The organism is Acinetobacter sp. SwsAc5 (assembly GCF_013391485.1).
Lineage (GTDB): Bacteria > Pseudomonadota > Gammaproteobacteria > Pseudomonadales > Moraxellaceae > Acinetobacter > Acinetobacter towneri.
In genome coordinates this window covers 72,437-90,801 of sequence record NZ_JACAXD010000005.1, presented here as the reverse complement: position 1 = coordinate 90,801, position 18,365 = coordinate 72,437, and the positions used below count along the sequence as shown (strand labels likewise).

General features: G+C 41.6%; 13 protein-coding genes. 11 read left to right on the top strand and 2 right to left on the bottom strand.

The annotated features are described in order from the left end of the window. Nucleotides 1–121 precede the first annotated feature (121 nt). Nucleotides 122–1,396, bottom strand: a complete 1,275-nt coding sequence (gene gltA / locus HYG89_RS04185; RefSeq protein ID WP_096901013.1) for a citrate synthase — start codon at nt 1,394–1,396, stop codon at nt 122–124. Between the two features lie 1,157 nt (nt 1,397–2,553). Here gltA and sdhC point away from each other — a divergent pair. The 9 genes from sdhC to sucD all read left to right on the top strand — a co-directional run bounded on the left by sdhC (nt 2,554) and on the right by sucD (nt 14,630). Next, entirely contained in the window at nt 2,554–2,952 is a 399-nt protein-coding gene (sdhC, locus tag HYG89_RS04180; RefSeq protein ID WP_026438062.1) for a succinate dehydrogenase, cytochrome b556 subunit, read from the top strand. Next, nucleotides 2,952–3,317: a succinate dehydrogenase, hydrophobic membrane anchor protein gene (gene sdhD, locus HYG89_RS04175; protein ID WP_004972200.1), complete on the top strand. Its 366-nt coding sequence runs from the start codon at nt 2,952–2,954 to the stop codon at nt 3,315–3,317. The genes sdhC and sdhD overlap by 1 nt, the downstream gene beginning before the upstream one ends. 12 nt (nt 3,318–3,329) lie before the next feature. Next, entirely contained in the window at nt 3,330–5,228 is a 1,899-nt protein-coding gene (locus tag HYG89_RS04170; RefSeq protein ID WP_004972199.1) for an FAD-binding protein, read from the top strand. A 14-nt stretch (nt 5,229–5,242) separates the two neighbouring features. Next, nucleotides 5,243–5,953 carry a succinate dehydrogenase iron-sulfur subunit gene (locus tag HYG89_RS04165; RefSeq protein WP_004972196.1) on the top strand — a complete coding sequence of 237 codons (711 nt, stop codon included), beginning with the start codon at nt 5,243–5,245 and terminating at the stop codon, nt 5,951–5,953. 883 nt (nt 5,954–6,836) lie between these two features. Continuing rightward, nucleotides 6,837–9,659, top strand: a complete 2,823-nt coding sequence (locus HYG89_RS04160; RefSeq protein ID WP_178866163.1) for a 2-oxoglutarate dehydrogenase E1 component — start codon at nt 6,837–6,839, stop codon at nt 9,657–9,659. A gap of 16 nt (nt 9,660–9,675) precedes the next feature. Beyond that, a complete protein-coding gene (gene odhB, locus HYG89_RS04155; RefSeq protein WP_178866161.1) occupies nt 9,676–10,890 on the top strand; it encodes a 2-oxoglutarate dehydrogenase complex dihydrolipoyllysine-residue succinyltransferase in 1,215 nt (404 codons plus the stop codon). Nucleotides 10,891–10,950: 60 nt separating this feature from the next. After that, nucleotides 10,951–12,384 (top strand): dihydrolipoyl dehydrogenase, encoded by a 1,434-nt coding sequence (gene lpdA, locus HYG89_RS04150; protein ID WP_004972188.1) that lies wholly within the window; start codon nt 10,951–10,953, stop codon nt 12,382–12,384. 174 nt (nt 12,385–12,558) lie between these two features. Continuing rightward, on the top strand, nt 12,559–13,725 hold the full coding sequence (gene sucC, locus HYG89_RS04145; RefSeq protein ID WP_070153939.1) for an ADP-forming succinate--CoA ligase subunit beta: 1,167 nt from the start codon (nt 12,559–12,561) through the stop codon (nt 13,723–13,725). Between the two features lie 11 nt (nt 13,726–13,736). Beyond that, complete coding sequence (sucD, locus tag HYG89_RS04140; RefSeq protein ID WP_136144279.1) at nt 13,737–14,630, top strand: succinate--CoA ligase subunit alpha; 894 nt, start codon at nt 13,737–13,739, stop codon at nt 14,628–14,630. A 591-nt stretch (nt 14,631–15,221) separates the two neighbouring features. On the opposite strand, the gene trpS is transcribed toward sucD, so the two are convergent. After that, nucleotides 15,222–16,235 (bottom strand): tryptophan--tRNA ligase, encoded by a 1,014-nt coding sequence (gene trpS, locus HYG89_RS04135; RefSeq protein WP_004972183.1) that lies wholly within the window; start codon nt 16,233–16,235, stop codon nt 15,222–15,224. A 190-nt stretch (nt 16,236–16,425) separates the two neighbouring features. Here trpS and HYG89_RS04130 point away from each other — a divergent pair, with 190 nt between their 5' ends. Both HYG89_RS04130 and HYG89_RS04125 read left to right on the top strand, forming a co-directional pair. After that, the gene (locus HYG89_RS04130) at nt 16,426–17,352 is read left to right on the top strand and encodes a DUF808 domain-containing protein (RefSeq protein ID WP_004972181.1); all 927 of its coding nucleotides are present in this window, start codon (nt 16,426–16,428) and stop codon (nt 17,350–17,352) included. Between the two features lie 34 nt (nt 17,353–17,386). Further along, a complete protein-coding gene (locus HYG89_RS04125; RefSeq protein WP_136144278.1) occupies nt 17,387–18,292 on the top strand; it encodes a neutral zinc metallopeptidase in 906 nt (301 codons plus the stop codon). Nucleotides 18,293–18,365 lie beyond the last annotated feature (73 nt).

Below are 18,365 nucleotides of genomic sequence, written 5' to 3'. Positions count from 1 at the left end.
GTCTAAGTCAAACTACCAAGGCTTTGTATTCTAGTGTGGATAAATATTCAAAAATAAAAAAAACCACCCGAAGGTGGTTTTTTGAGTCGTACTCGTTTTACAAGGTACAACGCGAACCGAATTAACGGTTGATGTCGCGTTGAGTGTAACCTGTGTAAAGCTGACGTGGACGACCGATTTTGTAAGGACCGCTGTGCATTTCTAACCAGTGGCTGATCCAGCCTACAGTACGTGCAAGAGCGAAAATTACAGTAAACATTTCTGTTGGGATACCAATCGCTTTAAGAATGATACCTGAATAGAAGTCTACGTTAGGGTATAAGTTACGCTTGATGAAGTATTCATCAGATAACGCAATACGCTCAAGTTCCATTGCAAGTGCAAGTTGTGGATCGTTGATACCTAAGTCGTTAAGAACTTCGTCACAAGTTTGCTTCATTACTGTTGCACGTGGGTCGAAGTTTTTATAAACGCGGTGACCGAAGCCCATAAGCTTCACTTCTTTAGTCTTCACTTTTTCCATGAAGTCTGCAACGTTTTCTACAGAGCCGATTTCGTCAAGCATCTTAAGAACAGCTTCGTTCGCACCACCGTGAGCAGGACCCCAAAGTGCAGAAATACCTGCAGAGATGCATGCGTATGGGTTAGCGCCAGTAGAACCAGCTAAACGTACAGTTGAAGTAGACGCGTTTTGTTCGTGGTCAGCGTGCAGCGTAAAAATACGGTCCATAGCGCGTGCATGAACAGGGTTAACTTTGTAATCACGGTCTGCTGGTGTAGCAAACATCATGTACAAGAAGTTTTCTGCGTAGCTTAAGTCGTTACGTGGGTAAACGAATGGTTGACCAACTGTGTACTTGTAGCTCCAAGCCGCTAAAGTAGGAATCTTCGCGATTAAACGAATCGCTGTGATTTCACGGTGGTTAACATCTTCGATGTCCAAATTGTTGTGATAGAACGCAGATAACGCACCAACAACACCAACCATGATTGCCATAGGGTGAGCATCACGACGGAAACCGTTATAGAAACGCTTAACTTGGTCGTGAACCATAGTGTGGTTGCGAACTTTTGCGTCAAAATCAGCTTTTTGTTCAGCTGTTGGAAGCTCGCCATTTAATAATAAGTAGCAAGTTTCTAAGTAGTCAGCTTTAGTTGCCAATTGGTCAATTGGGTAACCACGGTGTAAAAGAATACCTTTGTTACCATCAATAAATGTGATTTTAGACTCGCAAGACGCTGTTGCCATAAAACCAGGATCAAAAGTAAAGTGACCTGCCGCCAACACATCCTTAACGTCAATTACATCTGGGCCTAATGTGCCGCTGTAAATTGGTAATTCAATTTCTTTTCCATCAAGCTGTAATACGGCTTTTTTGCCAGTTGCTTCAGACATTCAATAGATCTCCTGTCCTGGTGAATGTTGATCTGACTCGAAGTATCAATCTTTTAATGCGCAAGTCAGACGGATTAAAAATTTGCTCTAAGATTAGAGAGTACTGAAATTTTGTCAATTATACTTATGGATTAAGTAGACGACTGTTTGCAGAAAAAGCCGAAAAAATTCCAGTAAAAAAATCAATAAAATCACAGCACAGCCGCAGTATCATAAGTCAAAATTTGTTGGATGTGCAGAAAAAAATCATCGTTTGGGATTAATTGTAAGCAATTTTAAATAATGGTTTTGCTGTGGTGATTCTGCGGTGGGTTGCAGTCCAAAACTTAAATTTATCTAATTCTCATAACTTACACGTTTTTGCATTGCCATCAGGCAGGTTTGTCTTTTGGATACAGGCTGCAAGTCGGGTATTTAAAATAGATGTTAATTGATCAAAAAATGACTGATTAAACAAAGAAAAACTTTTAGAAAACGTTGGTTTTTGGCCAAAAGAATATGGGTTTTTGCATAAGACTAAGTGTTTCTCGTTTTGTGTAATATTAGAAAATACTGGATAAGTCATTCTTTCGCATGATGATTGTCATTTTTAATATTTATTTGGGTGTTGTGTTTAAAGTAAATATAAGTTGTATAAATAGATTGAGGTATGTGCCGTCATTAAAGTTTAATCCATGATCAGGTGTACCTTGACCAAAGCAAAGTGATGGGCTGTCTGGATCTAAGAGTCTTGTGTTGTGGTTGTAAATTGCTGCAACGAAGTAGAGTGCATACATATATAGCGCTACATACTTATATATAAGTATGTGAAAACCCAAAGAACATCAGAAAAACAAAGTACAAATTTATCTTTAGTCTAAATATTCTAAAGCTGTTTATTGTGTCATTAAGAATTTTTATTTTAATAATTGATTGAAAAAACATGGGTTTATGTTTGCTTGTGTGGCTATTGATGGCGAGTGGTTTGCTTTTATACTTGTTAATGATTCTTATTTAAAGGGTTTTTAGCCAAAAAGCCGAGTAGAGTTGTTTGTATTTTAACAGTTGACGTTTTATAATTCAGTGTCGTTTTAAGGTTAGGCATGAATTTGCCTAACAATGCCAGCTTTCCTTCGAATTTATTCCAACAAACTCCGGATGGAGTTTTTACTTACAGGATGCCCGCTGTGAAAAGCAACAGACCTGTCAATTTGTCCATGGGTCAAGTTTTAGAAGTAAACTTAAAATCGCCCGTGGCTATTGCATCAATTCTACACCGTCTTTCTGGTGTCATCGTATTTTTACTCGTACCGGTACTTTTATGGTTGTTAGACAAGTCTTTGTCTTCACCTGAAGGTTTTGCTCAAGTTCAAGAAATTTTTAACGGTTTCTTTGTGCGCTTTATCGTATGGGTATTTGTAGCCGGCTTAATCTATCACTTCATTGCTGGTGTTAAGCACTTACTTGCTGACCTTGGTTTTGCAGAAGAACTGCAAAGTGGTCGCATTGCAGCTACTATTTCATTGATCTTGTCTGCTATCGGTATCGTTGCAGCATTTGTATGGATTGTAATCTAATGAAAAGTGCTACAGGTTTAACGGGTTCAGGTTCTCGCGATTGGTTTATCCAACGTATTAGTGCTGTTGTTCTTGCTGTTTATACCGTTGTGGTATTTGGTTGGATTCTTCTTAACGGTGGATTCAACTTTGAACAGTGGTACGGCTTTATGATGACATTACCAATGAAGATTATGTCTTTATTGGCAGTCTTATCTCTTGTTGCACATGCTTGGATCGGTATGTGGCAAGTATTCACTGACTATGTGACTACTCGTCAAATGGGTCCTTCAGCTTCAGGTTTACGCCTAGTGCTGACTTCAGCAGTGATTATTGCTGTTTTTGCATACGCAATCTGGGCAATCCAGATTTTCTGGGCGAATTGATAGGAAAATATCATGGGCGCGATTAACCCTAAAGAAGATTATACAAATATTCCACACCAATTCTTTGACGCAGTCATCGTTGGTGGTGGTGGTTCAGGTATGCGTGCATCTTACCAACTTGCTCAAGCAGGTTTGAAAGTTGCGGTATTGACCAAAGTATTCCCTACACGTTCACACACTGTTGCAGCGCAGGGTGGTATTGGTGCATCTCTTGGTAACATGCAAGAAGATAACTGGCACTACCACTTTTACGACACAGTAAAAGGTTCTGACTGGTTGGGCGACCAAGACGCGATTGAATTCATGACGCGTGAAGCGCCACAAGTGGTTTATGAATTAGAACACTTGGGTATGCCATTTGACCGTAACGCAGACGGTACAATTTACCAACGTCCATTCGGTGGTCACTCTGCAAACTACGGTGAAAAAGCGGTTCCACGTGCATGTGCTGCAGCTGACCGTACAGGTCACGCACTTCTTCACACGCTTTATCAAAGCAACGTGAAAATGGGCACTCAATTCTTCGTAGAATGGATCGCTCTTGATTTGATCCGTAACGAAGCTGGCGATGTACTAGGTGTGACTGCAATTGACCAAGAAACAGGTAAAATCGCAGTATTCCAAGCGAAAGCGACATTGTTTGCTACAGGTGGTGCAGGTCGTGTGTACCGTGCATCTACAAACGCATATATCAACACTGGTGACGGTCTTGGTATGGCTGCGCGTGCAGGTATTCCATTACAAGATATGGAATTCTGGCAGTTCCACCCAACAGGTGTTGCGGGCGCGGGCGTATTGTTAACGGAAGGCTGTCGTGGTGAGGGTGGTATCCTTCGTAACGATTCAGGCGAACCGTTCATGGAGCGTTATGCACCAACTTTGAAAGACTTGGCGCCACGTGACTTCGTATCACGTTCTATGGACCAAGAAATTAAAGAAGGTCGTGGTTGTGGTCCAAACAAAGACTACATCTTGCTTGATATGACGCACTTGGGTGCAGACACAATCATGAAGCGTCTTCCATCTGTATTTGAGATTGGTAAGAAATTCGCGAACGTTGACTGTACTAAAGAGCCAATTCCTGTTGTTCCTACAATCCATTACCAAATGGGTGGTATTCCAACCAATATTCATGGTCAAGTGGTTGTTCCAGAAAGCCGTGAAACTCAAGAGTTGGTTGCGAACTATAACGCAGAAACTGATACATATACAACCAACGCGGGCGACCGTGACTTTGCTAAACCAGTAAAAGGTTTCTATGCAATTGGTGAGTGTTCATGTGTATCTGTACACGGTGCTAACCGTTTAGGTACAAACTCATTGCTTGACTTGGTTGTATTTGGTAAAGCTGCGGGTCAACACATCATTGAGTATGTGACTAAGCAACACGATGGTGAGTACGAACCACTTCCAACAACTGTACTTGAAAACACTGTGAACCGTATTCGTAAACTTGACGAATCGACTTCAGGTGAAAACGCTCAAGAAGTTGCTGATGCAATTCGTAACATCGTTCAAGACCACGCAGGTGTATTCCGTACTTCAGCATTGCTTGATGAAGGTGTGAAACAAATTCTTGCGCTTGAGCCACGTGTTCGTAACATTCATTTGAAAGACAAATCTAAAGTATTCAACACTGCACGTGTAGAAGCATTAGAAGTTGAAAACTTGTATGAAGTTGCTAAAGCGACACTGATCTCAGCTGCTGCACGTAAAGAATGTCGTGGTGCGCATACGGTTGTAGACTTTGAGTTACCACCAGATCACCCAACTTATTCTTATGGTCGTCGTGATGATGAGTGGATGAAGCATACTTTATGGTTCTCTACAGATAACCGTCTTGAGTACAAACCAGTACGTTACAAGCCACTTACTGTAGCTGCTATTCCACCTAAACCACGTACATTCTAATTGGGAGAAGTAAGATGAGTAGAGGTACTCGTACATTTAATATCTACCGCTACGATCCTGATAAGGATAAAGCACCGTACATGCAAACTTTTAAGCTTGAATTGACTGATAAGCACCGTATGTTGCTTGATGCACTTCTTGAATTGAAGGTACAAGACGAATCTTTGACATTCCGTCGTTCATGTCGTGAAGGTATTTGTGGTTCTGATGGTGTAAACATCAATGGTAAAAATGGTTTAGCGTGTCTTTGGAACCTAAACGATTTACCAGAAGTGATCACAATTCGTCCGCTTCCAGGTCTTCCTGTAATTAAAGACTTGGTTGTAGACATGAATCAGTTCTACGATCAGTACAACAAGATTCATCCGTTCTTGATCAACAACCAACCTGCGCCACCAAAAGAGCGTTTACAATCTCAAGAAGAGCGTGAGCATCTTGATGGTTTGTATGAATGTATTCTTTGTGCATGTTGTTCAACTTCATGCCCATCATTCTGGTGGAACCCAGACAAGTTCTTGGGTCCTTCAGCGTTGTTGAATGCATATCGTTTCATTATCGATTCGCGTGATACTGCAACTCAAGAGCGTTTGGCTCGTCTTGACGATCCATTCTCTTTGTTCCGTTGTAAAGGTATTATGAACTGTGTATCTGTATGTCCTAAAGGCTTGAACCCAACTAAAGCAATCGGTCACATCCGTAACATGCTTTTAGATATGGCTGGCTAATAGACTGCGTGATCAGTTGAGAAAAGCACACCTAGGTGTGCTTTTTTTTGTGCCAAAATTACGATAAAAGTCGTGTGATAAGTTGCTTGTTTTTGATGAGTACGTAAATGAAAAATGTTGCATGCAAAGAAGTGATTAAAAAGTGAGTATTTGATATTTTTTAGGTATAACTGTTGGATAAATAGACAAAAACAGCATTTAGCCGACTAAAGTTGCACACAATTGTAATCCAGTGCTGCTATTTTGTTGTAAAGCATGGGCAAATGCCAAGTTTAGCTGCAATATTTATTTTTAGATGTTATCATGTAACGTGTAAGTGAGAGGGCAGATTGAGAGATGTGCTCTCTTTTATTTTATCTGAAATAGCGGTGTTGGACTTTGGTCTAAATTGCATCTGTTTTTTAAATAAAGCACCATATGTTAGATGAAAATAGAATCAGTGTATTTCGCCAATTTATAGGAGGTATGTGTCAAAAAAATCAATTGCATTTCTGAGATCATGTTACGATTAACAAATGACTATATCTGAAAAATGTTGAATTTTTGTACATTTTATCAACATTTTAAGTGCAAATGATGTGTTATTAAATCAGGACTATTGCAGAAAAGTCGTATTAGAAAAGCTAAGACTGAGCACTTATTTTTTCTAAAACGATTTTGCAAAAAATTGCTCGGCTTGGGTCGAGTATATAAATGAGTGATGATGCCAATGAGGGCGTTATGATTCATAAATGACATTGGGTTTTCCTAATGTAGTGATAACGCCTCATGACATATGTCAACTGGGGACTAATGTCATGTTACCAATTTGACATTATCAATCATGGGTTTTGCTTAAAAAGCATCCTGGAAAATGTTTTTGCAATAGGAAATGGGTCCACAAATGCAAGAAGTTGCTGACGCACTGCGTCTTGACACTGAACTTTCCGCTGATAGTGCAGCGTATATTGAAGAACTTTACGAGCATTATTTGACGTCACCGGAATCAGTCGGTGCTGATTGGCGCGAATATTTCGATAAATTCCCGAAGGGTGATCAACCACACAGTAATGTACGTGAGCAATTCCTTTTATTAGGTCGTAATTCAAATCGCGTTCAAGCCATTGTTCAAGGTTCAGTGAGTTCTGAACATGAACAACGTCAAATTGGCGTGTTGCAACTGATTGCTGCTTACCGTAACCGTGGTCACCAAAAAGCAAAATTAGATCCACTAGGTTTGGCAAAACGTGAAGATGTGCCAGATCTTGATCTTGCTGCGCATGGTTTAACTAAGTCTGATTTAGATACTGTTTTCCATACAGGTAATTTGGAAATTGGTAAGTCTGAAGCAACACTAGGCGAAATGGTTGATGCCATGCAGGCGATCTACTGCGGTTCAATTGGTGCAGAATACATGCACATTGTTGATACCAAAGAAAGACGCTGGATTCAACAACGCTTAGAAAGCGCACGTGGTAAGTTCACATTTACTGCAGATCAAAAGAAACACGTTCTTGAGCGCTTAACAGCAGCTGAAGGTCTAGAAAAATATCTAGGTAATAAATACGTTGGTGCGAAACGCTTTGGTGTAGAAGGCGGTGAATCATTTATCCCGATGGTAAATGAAATCATTCAACGTGCGGGTGCTGTTGGCTGTAAAGAAGTCGTCATTGGCATGCCACACCGTGGTCGTTTGAACCTGCTTGTGAACATCATGGGTAAAAACCCTGCAGACCTATTTGGTGAGTTCGAAGGTAAGAGCTTGCATAAAAAAGGTTCTGGCGACGTAAAATATCACCAAGGTTTCTCATCTAACGTGATGACTCCGGGTGGTGAAGTGCACTTGGCACTTGCGTTTAATCCATCGCACTTAGAAATTGTTGGACCTGTGGTTGAAGGTTCTGTACGTGCGCGCCAAGTACGTCGTAAAGACATTGGTGGTGATGATGTATTGCCATTAATCGTTCACGGTGATGCCGCATTTGCAGGTCAAGGTGTTAACCAAGAAACCTTCCAAATGTCACAAACTCGCGGTTATACCGTAGGTGGTACAGTTCACATTGTGATTAACAACCAAGTTGGTTTCACAACTTCTGACCCACGTGACGCACGTTCTACAGAATACTGTACTGACATTGCAAAAATGATTCAGGCGCCAATTTTCCACGTGAATGGCGATGACCCTGAAGCTGTGATTTTTGTATCTCAATTGGCGCACGATTTCCGTCATACGTTCCGTAAAGACGTCGTGATTGATTTGTTCTGCTACCGTCGTCGTGGTCACAACGAAGCTGACGAGCCAGCAGCAACTCAGCCAATGATGTATCAAGTGATCAACAAAAAGACCACAACACGTACTTTATATGCTGACCAATTGGTGCAAGAAGGTGTGTTGGATCGTGCTGCGGCAGATCAAATGGTTGAAGACTACCGTTCTGATTTAGAAGCGGGTAATCACGTTGCGAATGCGTTGGTACTTGAGCCAAATACCAAAATGTTTGTAGATTGGTCTCCGTACTTAGGCCACGACTATACAGACGTTTGGGATACGACTTTCCCAGTTGAGCGTTTGAAAGAACTTGGTCAAACCATGCGTAAACTTCCAGAAGGTTTCGTAATGCAGCGCCAAGTTGCAAAAGTGATTGATGATCGCTTAAAAATGCAAACGGGTGAAATGCCACTGAACTGGGGTGCAGCTGAAACTTTAGCTTATGCCACTTTGTTGGATGAAGGTTATTTAGTTCGTTTGACGGGTGAAGACGTAGGTCGTGGTACTTTCTCACACCGTCACGCAAAATTGCACAACCAAGTCGATGGTAAAACTTATATTCCGTTATGCCATATCAAAGAGAACCAACCACGTGTTGCAATCTACGACTCTTTATTGTCTGAAATGGCAGTATTGGCATTCGAATACGGTTATGCAACGACACTTCCAAAGAGCTTGATCATTTGGGAAGCACAATTTGGTGACTTCGCAAACTGTGCTCAAGTGGTGATTGACCAGTTCATTTCATCTGGCGAAACCAAGTGGGAGCGTGTGTGTGGTTTAACGATGCTTCTTCCACACGGTTTTGAAGGTCAAGGTCCTGAGCACTCATCTGCACGTTTAGAGCGTTTCTTACAGCTTTGTGCGGAAGAAAACATGCAAGTGATGACACCAACAACACCTGCACAGATTTTCCACGCTTTACGTCGTCAGGCGATTCGTCCAATCCGTAAGCCAATGATCATCATGTCGCCGAAGTCTTTACTTCGTCACAAGTTAGCAGTGTCTAACCTTGATGAGCTTGCAACTGGTACATTCCAGACTGTGATTGATGAAATTGACAACATCAACAAATCAGACGTGACGCGTTTGGTATTGTGTGGTGGTAAAGTGTATTACGACTTGCTTGAAAAGCGTCGTGAATTAGAATTGAACAATACTGCAATTGTTCGTATTGAACAGTTGTACCCATATCCAGAACAACGTCTTGCTGAAGTTCTTGCTTCTTATCCAAACGTAAAAGAATTAGTTTGGACTCAAGAAGAGCCGAAGAACCAAGGTGCTTGGTTATTCATCGCGCCACGTTTATATGATGACGTAATGAAAACTGGTAAACAGATTCGCATTAGTTATGCGGGTCGTGAAGCATCTGCAGCACCAGCGTGTGGTTCACCATATTTGCATGCAAAACAACAAGCTCAGCTCATCAATGACGCGCTTGCGATCGTAGCTGAATAACAGGAGATTCGAAATAATGGCAACCGAAATTAAAGCACCGGTATTTCCAGAGTCAGTTGCAGACGGTACGATTGCAACTTGGCACAAACAACCAGGTGAAGCAGTTTCACGTGATGAAGTGATCTGTGATATTGAAACCGATAAAGTTGTTTTGGAAGTAGTCGCTCCTGCAGATGGTACGATCTCTGTCATCATTAAAAACGAAGGCGACACCGTTCTTTCAGACGAAGTAATTGCTCAATTTGAAGCGGGTGCTGTTTCTGGCGCTGCTCAAACTCAAGCAGTTCAGTCTGAAGCACAAGTAGAGCAAGCTGCGGCGAAAACTGAAGCAGGCGCTGCGCCAGTTGTTGAGCGTGCACAACCAGTTGCTGACCAAGCACCAGCAGTACGTAAAGCGTTGACTGAAACAGGTGTCAATGCTGCAGACGTTTCTGGTACAGGTCGTGGTGGTCGTATCACTAAAGAAGATGTTGCAAATCATCAAGCTAAACCTGCTGCTGCAGCTGCGCCATTAAGCGTTGCGGTAGGTGAGCGTATCGAGAAACGTGTTCCTATGACACGTTTACGTAAGCGCGTGGCAGAGCGTTTACTTGCAGCGACTCAAGAAACTGCAATGTTAACCACATTCAACGAAGTGAACATGAAGCCAATCATGGAAATGCGTGCACAATACAAAGACGCATTTGAAAAACGTCATGGTGCACGTTTAGGCTTTATGTCTTTCTTCGTGAAAGCTGCAACTGAAGCATTGAAACGTTACCCAGCAGTAAACGCTTCTATTGATGGCGAAGACATCGTATATCACGGTTACTACGACATCGGTGTTGCGGTTTCTTCTGACCGTGGTTTAGTGGTTCCTGTATTACGTGATACAGACCGCATGAACTACGCTGAAGTAGAAAACGGTATTCGTGACTATGCTTATAAAGCACGTGACGGTAAGCTAGGTATTGAAGATATGACTGGCGGTACATTCACCATTACTAACGGTGGTACTTTCGGTTCATTGTTATCTACACCAATTCTAAACACGCCACAAACTGCAATTTTGGGCATGCACAAAATCCAAGAGCGTCCTATGGCGGTAAATGGTCAAGTTGAAATCTTGCCAATGATGTACTTAGCGCTTTCTTATGACCACCGTTTAATTGATGGTAAAGAAGCTGTAGGTTTCCTTGTAACAATCAAAGAATTGTTAGAAGAGCCAGCTAAACTCATCCTTGACCTTTAATTCTAAAGAATAAATCAGTGGGCTTGGAGCGATCCTCTAAGCCCATTTTTGGAGATAAAAATGTCTCAACAATTTGATCTTGTTGTTATTGGCGGTGGCCCAGGTGGTTATGAAGCGGCAATTCGTGCGGCTCAACTTGGCTTTAAAGTTGCGTGTATCGAAAAACGTATTCACAAAGGTAAACCATCTTTGGGTGGTACATGCTTAAACGTGGGCTGTATCCCATCTAAAGCATTACTTGATTCTTCACATCGTTATGAAGATACGGTTCATCACTTGGCTGATCATGGTATCACTACAGGTGAAGTACAGTTTGACCTTGCGAAGCTATTAGCACGTAAAGACAAAATCGTTGACCAATTAACTGGCGGTATTGATCAGTTATTAAAAGGTAACGGTGTTGAGTGGTTAAAAGGTACGGGTAAATTGCTTGCAGGTAAAAAAGTTGAGTTCGTTTCTCATGAAGGCGAAACTCAAGTTTTAGAGCCTAAGTATGTGATTCTTGCGACTGGTTCAGTTCCTGTAAATATTCCTGTTGCTCCTGTAGATCAAGACATTATTGTTGATTCTACTGGTGCATTAGAATTCCCAGAAGTGCCTAAGCGTTTAGGTGTGATTGGTGCAGGCGTAATTGGTCTTGAACTTGGTTCAGTATGGCGTCGTCTAGGTGCAGAAGTTGTTGTATTTGAAGCAATGGATGCATTCTTACCAATGGCTGACAAAGCTTTGGCAAAAGACTACCAAAAACTATTGACCAAGCAAGGTATGGATATCCGTATCGGTGCGAAAGTTTCAGGTACTGAAGTTAATGGTCGTGAAGTGACTGTTAAATATACCCAAGGCGGCGAAGACAAAGAACAAACTTTCGATAAATTGATCGTTTGTGTAGGTCGTCGTGCTTATGCTGAAGGTTTATTGGCAGATGACTGCGGTATTAAACTGACTGAACGTGGTTTGGTTGAAGTAAACGATTGGTGTGCAACTTCTGTTGAAGGTGTATATGCAATTGGTGACTTGGTACGTGGTCCAATGCTTGCACACAAAGCAATGGAAGAAGGCGTAATGGCAGTTGAGCGTATTCATGGTCATGCTGCACAAGTCAACTACGACACAATCATTTCAGTAATCTACACACACCCTGAAGCGGCGTGGGTTGGTTTAACTGAAGAGCAAGCGAAAGAAAAAGGCCACGAAGTGAAAACTGGTCAATTCGGTTTCGCGGTAAATGGTCGTGCTTTAGCTGCAGGCGAAGGTGCTGGTTTCGTGAAGTTTGTTGCAGATGCAAAAACAGATCGTTTATTGGGTATGCACGTGATTGGCCCTGCTGCGTCTGACATCGTTCACCAAGGTATGATTGCACTTGAGTTTGTATCTTCAGTTGAAGATTTACAATTAATGACATTTGGTCACCCAACCTTCTCTGAAGTGGTGCATGAAGCCGCTTTAGCTGTAGATGGGCGTGCGATTCACGCGATTCAGCGTAAACGCAAATAAAACTAAAAAGAGCGGCTTAGGCCGCTCTTTTTGCATTTGATGGTTGTATTTATGGGAATAATCATCTAAAAGTAAAGAGCATAGGAAAAACACCACACAAGGAAAGCAATATTAAAACTTCGGTTTGATATTGGTGGTGATAACTGAATAAAAGAAGTAGTAAAAGGTTAGTCAATGAATCTACATGAGTATCAAGCAAAAGCGCTATTAAAAAAATATGGTATGCCAGTACAAGAAGGCATTTTGGCAACTACAGCCGTAGAAGCCGTGCAAGCTTTCGAGCAACTGGGCGGTAAATTTGCGGTGATGAAAGCTCAGGTGCATGCAGGTGGTCGCGGTAAAGCCGGCGGCGTGAAGGTCGTAAAATCTGCACAAGAAGCAGCAGACTATGCCAACCAAATTCTTGGAACACGTTTGGTCACCTATCAAACCGACGCCTATGGTCAGCCTGTAAATAGTATTTTAGTGGCTGAAGATGTTTATCCTGTAGAGCGTGAACTGTATTTGGGTGCAGTGGTAGATCGTTCTAGCCGTCGCGTCACTTTTATGGCATCTACTGAAGGTGGTGTTGAAATTGAGAAAGTGGCAGAAGAAACCCCAGAAAAAATTATTAAAGTAGAAGTTGATCCTTTAGTGGGTTTATTGCCATTTCAGGCACGTGAAGTGGCTTTTGCATTAAAACTCAAAGACAGTCAAATCACGCAGTTTGTGAAGATTATGACAGCGGCTTATCAGGCATTTATCGACAATGATTTTGCCTTATTTGAAATTAACCCATTGTCTGTACGTGAAAATGGCGACATTTTATGTGTCGATGCCAAAGTTGGTATTGATTCCAATGCGCTGTATCGTTTGCCTGAAGTCTTGGCACTGCGCGATAAAACACAAGAAAATGAACGTGAATTGCGTGCATCAGAATTTGACCTGAACTATGTTGCCTTAGAAGGTAATATTGGTTGTATGGTGAATGGTGCAGGTTTGGCGATGGCAACCATGGATATTATTAAACTCTATGGTGGTCAGCCTGCGAACTTCTTGGATGTAGGTGGTGGTGCAACCAAAGAACGCGTAATTGAAGCCTTTAAAATTATTTTGGCAGATCACTCGGTTAAAGGCGTACTGATTAATATTTTTGGTGGAATTGTACGTTGTGACATGATTGCGGAAGCAATTATTGCAGCGGTTCAGGAAGTAAATGTGACAGTACCTGTAGTGGTTCGCCTAGAAGGGAACAACTCGGAACTTGGTGCAAAATTACTCGATGAATCAGGATTAAAACTTATTTCTGCAAACGGCTTGTCTGATGCCGCAGAAAAAATTGTTGCTGCAGTGAAAGCTTAAGGAGAATCAGGATGAGCGTATTAATTAATAAAGACACCAAAGTATTGGTACAAGGTTTCACTGGTAAAAATGGTACTTTTCACTCAGCACAAGCACTTGATTATGGAACTAAAGTGGTGGGTGGGGTAACGCCAGGAAAAGGTGGTCAAACCCATTTGGAATTACCTGTATTTAACACCATGAAAGAAGCTGTACGTGAAACAGGTGCAGATGCATCGGTGATTTATGTGCCTGCACCGTTTGTTTTAGATTCGATTGTAGAAGCAGTCGATTCTGGAGTAGGTTTGATTGTGGTGATTACGGAAGGTGTGCCAACCATCGACATGCTCAAAGCCAAGCGTTATTTAGAAACCAATGGCAATGGTACACGTTTGGTGGGACCAAACTGCCCAGGTGTGATTACACCAGGTGAATGTAAAATTGGCATCATGCCAGGGCATATTCATCAACCAGGACGAATTGGCATTATTTCACGTTCAGGTACTTTGACCTATGAAGCTGTGGCACAAACCACCAAATTAGGTTTAGGGCAATCGACCTGTATCGGGATTGGTGGTGACCCAATTCCAGGTATGAACCAAATTGATGCTTTAAAATTGTTCCAAGACGACCCAGACACCGATGCGATTGTTATGATTGGTGAAATTGGTGGTACGGCAGAAGAAGAAGCTGCGGAATATATCCAGTCGAATGTTAGCAAACCTGTGGTGGGTTATATTGCAGGAGTGACAGCACCTAAAGGTAAGCGTATGGGACATGCGGGTGCAATTATTTCAGGCGGTAAAGGCACTGCGGAAGAAAAATTTGCAGCCTTTGAGCGTGCTGGAATTGCTTATACGCGTAGCCCTGCTGAATTGGGTTCTACCATGTGGCAAGTATTAAAAGATCAAGGTTTGCTTAAATAACAAATTTTGAAGATCTTGATTTTATTCAGTACTCAATCCCCAATTTTGGGGATTTTTTATGTTGAAAAATTAGCCACATTTGAGAGATAAAGTATATGATAAGAGTTAATTTGGTATTGCTTTGTTGCATAAATATGTAAGCATCTGATTTAAATAAATTTAGTTTTGTATCAAAAAATAATCAAAACTTTTAAATCATATAGTTATGAAATCTTTGTGCGACAAAGCCGTTCAAGTAATTTTTTGCATCTCGGGAAATTATTTTTATTGTTGTACAAGCTGTATAAACAGCTGATTCAAATAAAAAAATACGCAATGATTGGGGTGATCATTGCGTATGAAAAACGAATCTGCTTTCACAGCTTCGATAACGGAGAAATGTTATGAAATTAGGATGGCTCCTAAAGCATGTAAGTATACTAAACTGAGAATGAACACTATTCCGCAGTATTCAGGTTACGTGATGTTAAATCACGTAAGTAATAAGTGTTTTTTGTGAGTCGAGTCAGCTTGTGTTGATTTTTCACTCAAATAAAAAGTCTCTTATTCATGTGAATAAGAGACTTTAAAATATTTGTATCTACAAAATGCTTAGAAGCGGAATACACCCAAGCCAGCTTTCACTTCATCTAAAGTTTGTTGGGTAATATCACGGCATTTGTCGGTGCCTGTTTTCAAAATATCCATAATGTAGTCAGGATCTTTAGCAAGTTCGATACGACGTTCACGGATCGGCCCAATCAATTCTTTTAGAATGCCTTCCAAACGCTTTTTCACCGTACCATCGCCCAAACCACCACGACGATAATGCGCTTTCAGTTCTTCAAGTTCTTCTTTGTTGGTATCGAAGGCATCTAAATAAGTAAATACTACGTTGCCTTCAACCTGACCTGGGTCTTCGATACGCAGGTGATTTGGGTCGGTGTACATTGCATTGACAGCTTTTTTAATGTCTTTGTCTGTGGCATCTAACACAATGGTATTGCCCAGTGATTTTGACATTTTCGCTTTACCATCAAAACCAGGTAAACGTCCGACATTTGACAACAATGCCTGACATTCAGGTAGCAAGTCATGACCAATTTGACGATTCACCCGACGCACAATTTCATTGGTCTGTTCAATCATTGGAATTTGGTCTTCACCTACAGGAACGACCGTTGCTTTAAATGCAGTAATATCGGCTGCTTGAGCTACAGGGTAGCACAGGAAACCTGCAGGAATATCACGCTCAAAACCACGCATCTGAATTTCAGATTTAATGGTTGGGTTACGCTCCAAACGTGCCACAGTCACGAAGTTTAAATACAACATGGTGAGTTCGTTTAATGCAGGCAGGCAAGATTGCACGCAAATGGTGGTTTTTGTTGGATCAATCCCCACCGCTAAATAATCGGTTGCTACCTCAATAATATTACGACGGACTTTTTCAAAGTTATCGGCATTGTCAGTTAAGGCTTGAGCATCGGCAAGTAACAGGTGTTGATGATGTGAGTCTTGTAAACCTACACGTGAACGTAAAGAACCCACAAAGTGACCTAAATGTAGCTGTCCAGTCGGACGATCGCCCGTCAAAATCACAGGACGATTATCTTGATTACTCATTTTTTATTCCAAGTCGTATCTACGACATCTATGTACCGATGAATTGCTACATTGTAAGGCATAACATTTTTCAATGTCACTTCCTTAAACAGATTGAATTGAATTCGTTTAAAAAATTAATGAAGTAAATACAGAGTTTATTTGCGTACAGTTTAAAATAAATAGAAAATCGCATAAGGATAACAACGCAATGGCGAGCAGCTTATTACTTTTATTAGATGACATTGCAACAGTTTTAGATGATGTGGCAGTTATGAGCAAAATGGCTGCAAAAAAAACCGCAGGGGTTTTGGGCGATGATTTGGCGTTGAATGCGCAGCAAGTCAGTGGTGTACGTGCAGAGCGTGAGTTGCCTGTGGTATGGCGTGTGGCTAAAGGTTCATTCATCAATAAGCTAATTTTAGTACCGCTCGCGTTATTAATTAGTGTCGTTGCGCCGTGGTTAATCAATCCTTTATTGGTGGTTGGTGGTCTATTTTTAAGTTATGAAGGTGTGGAAAAAATCATGCACACCTTACAACACAAAAAAGCCCAAACGGCTAAAGAAGCGCAACTTGAGCTAATTCAAACTGAGCAAGACCTTGCGGCTTATGAAACCGAAAAAATTAAAGGTGCTGTGCGTACTGACTTTATTTTATCGGCGGAAATTGTGGTTATTTCTTTGGGGACTGTGGCTGCGGCAGGCTTTCTAACCAAAGTGACAGTATTAAGTTTAATTGCGATTGCCATGACGGTGGGTGTCTATGGGTTCGTTGCGTTAATTGTCAAAATTGATGACATTGGTTTATACCTCACAGAACAAGCTGCCAATTTTAAACAACGTATTGGGAGTGGTTTACTGGCATTTGCTCCAATTTTAATGAAGACTTTATCTGTGGTGGGTACTGCAGCGATGTTCTTGGTTGGTGGAGGAATTATCAATCATGCTATTCCTTTTGTGCACCATTTCACAGAAGATACGGTAGAGTATGTACAAGACATCCCAACGATGGGCAGTATTGTAGGTTCAGTCACGCCAATGTTGATGAACCTTGTCGTGGGTATTTTGGCAGGCATCTTGGTGGTGATTGTGGTCGCACTTGTTCAAAAAGTGTGGTCAAAGTCTAAATCGGCTTAATCTATTATCAGAGTTTAAGAGAAGGATAAGAATAATGCGTTGGAAAGGTCGTCGAGTTAGCACGAATGTAGAAGACCGCCGTGGTGGCGGTGGAGCAAAAGCGGGCGGTATCAGTATTTTGGGCTTAGTGGTGGCCTTTGTTGCATGGAAGTTCTTTGGCATCGATCCGCAATCGGCTTATCAAGCGACCAAGCAAGTCACCTCACATGCGCAAAGTGCTGAAACTAAAGGTTTAGATAATCCAAGTCCTGAACAACAAGAGGCGATGGAGTTTGTGGGCACTGTTTTGGCCGATACAGAAGATACGTGGTCACAAGTGTTTCAGCAGCAGTTAAATAGCCAATATATACCACCTAAACTGGTGTTATTTACAGGTGTGGTCAATTCTGGCTGTGGTACGGCACAATCGGCAATGGGGCCATTTTATTGTCCTGCCGATCAAAAAGTATATATTGATACTTCATTCTTCCAAGCCATGCGTCAGCAAATGGGCATTGGTGGTGAACAAAATCAGACTGAATTAAGCCGAAATGATCAGGCGGGCGATTTTGCTCAAGCCTATGTGGTGGCGCATGAAGTTGGTCATCATATTCAGACCATTTTAGGGATTTCAGAACAAGTGCATAAAGCACGTCAGCAAGTCAGCGAAGTACAGGGTAATCAGCTTTCGGTACGTCAGGAATTACAAGCGGACTGTTTATCGGGAGTGTGGGCGCATCATAACCATCAACGTACTCAATTCCTCGAACAAGGTGATATTGAAGAAGCAATGGATGCGGCACATAAAATTGGCGATGACTATTTACAAAAACGTGCACGTGGGCAAGTCGTGCCTGATAGCTTTACGCATGGTACCAGTGCACAGCGCGTACAATGGTTCCAGACTGGCTTAAAATCAGGCTTGATCAGTGATTGTGATACATTCAATGCCGCAATTTAACTGACTTAAAAATCAAGTTTTATAAACAAAAGGAGTGCTGCCAGTCGCTCCTTTTTTATAGGCTAAATGAATG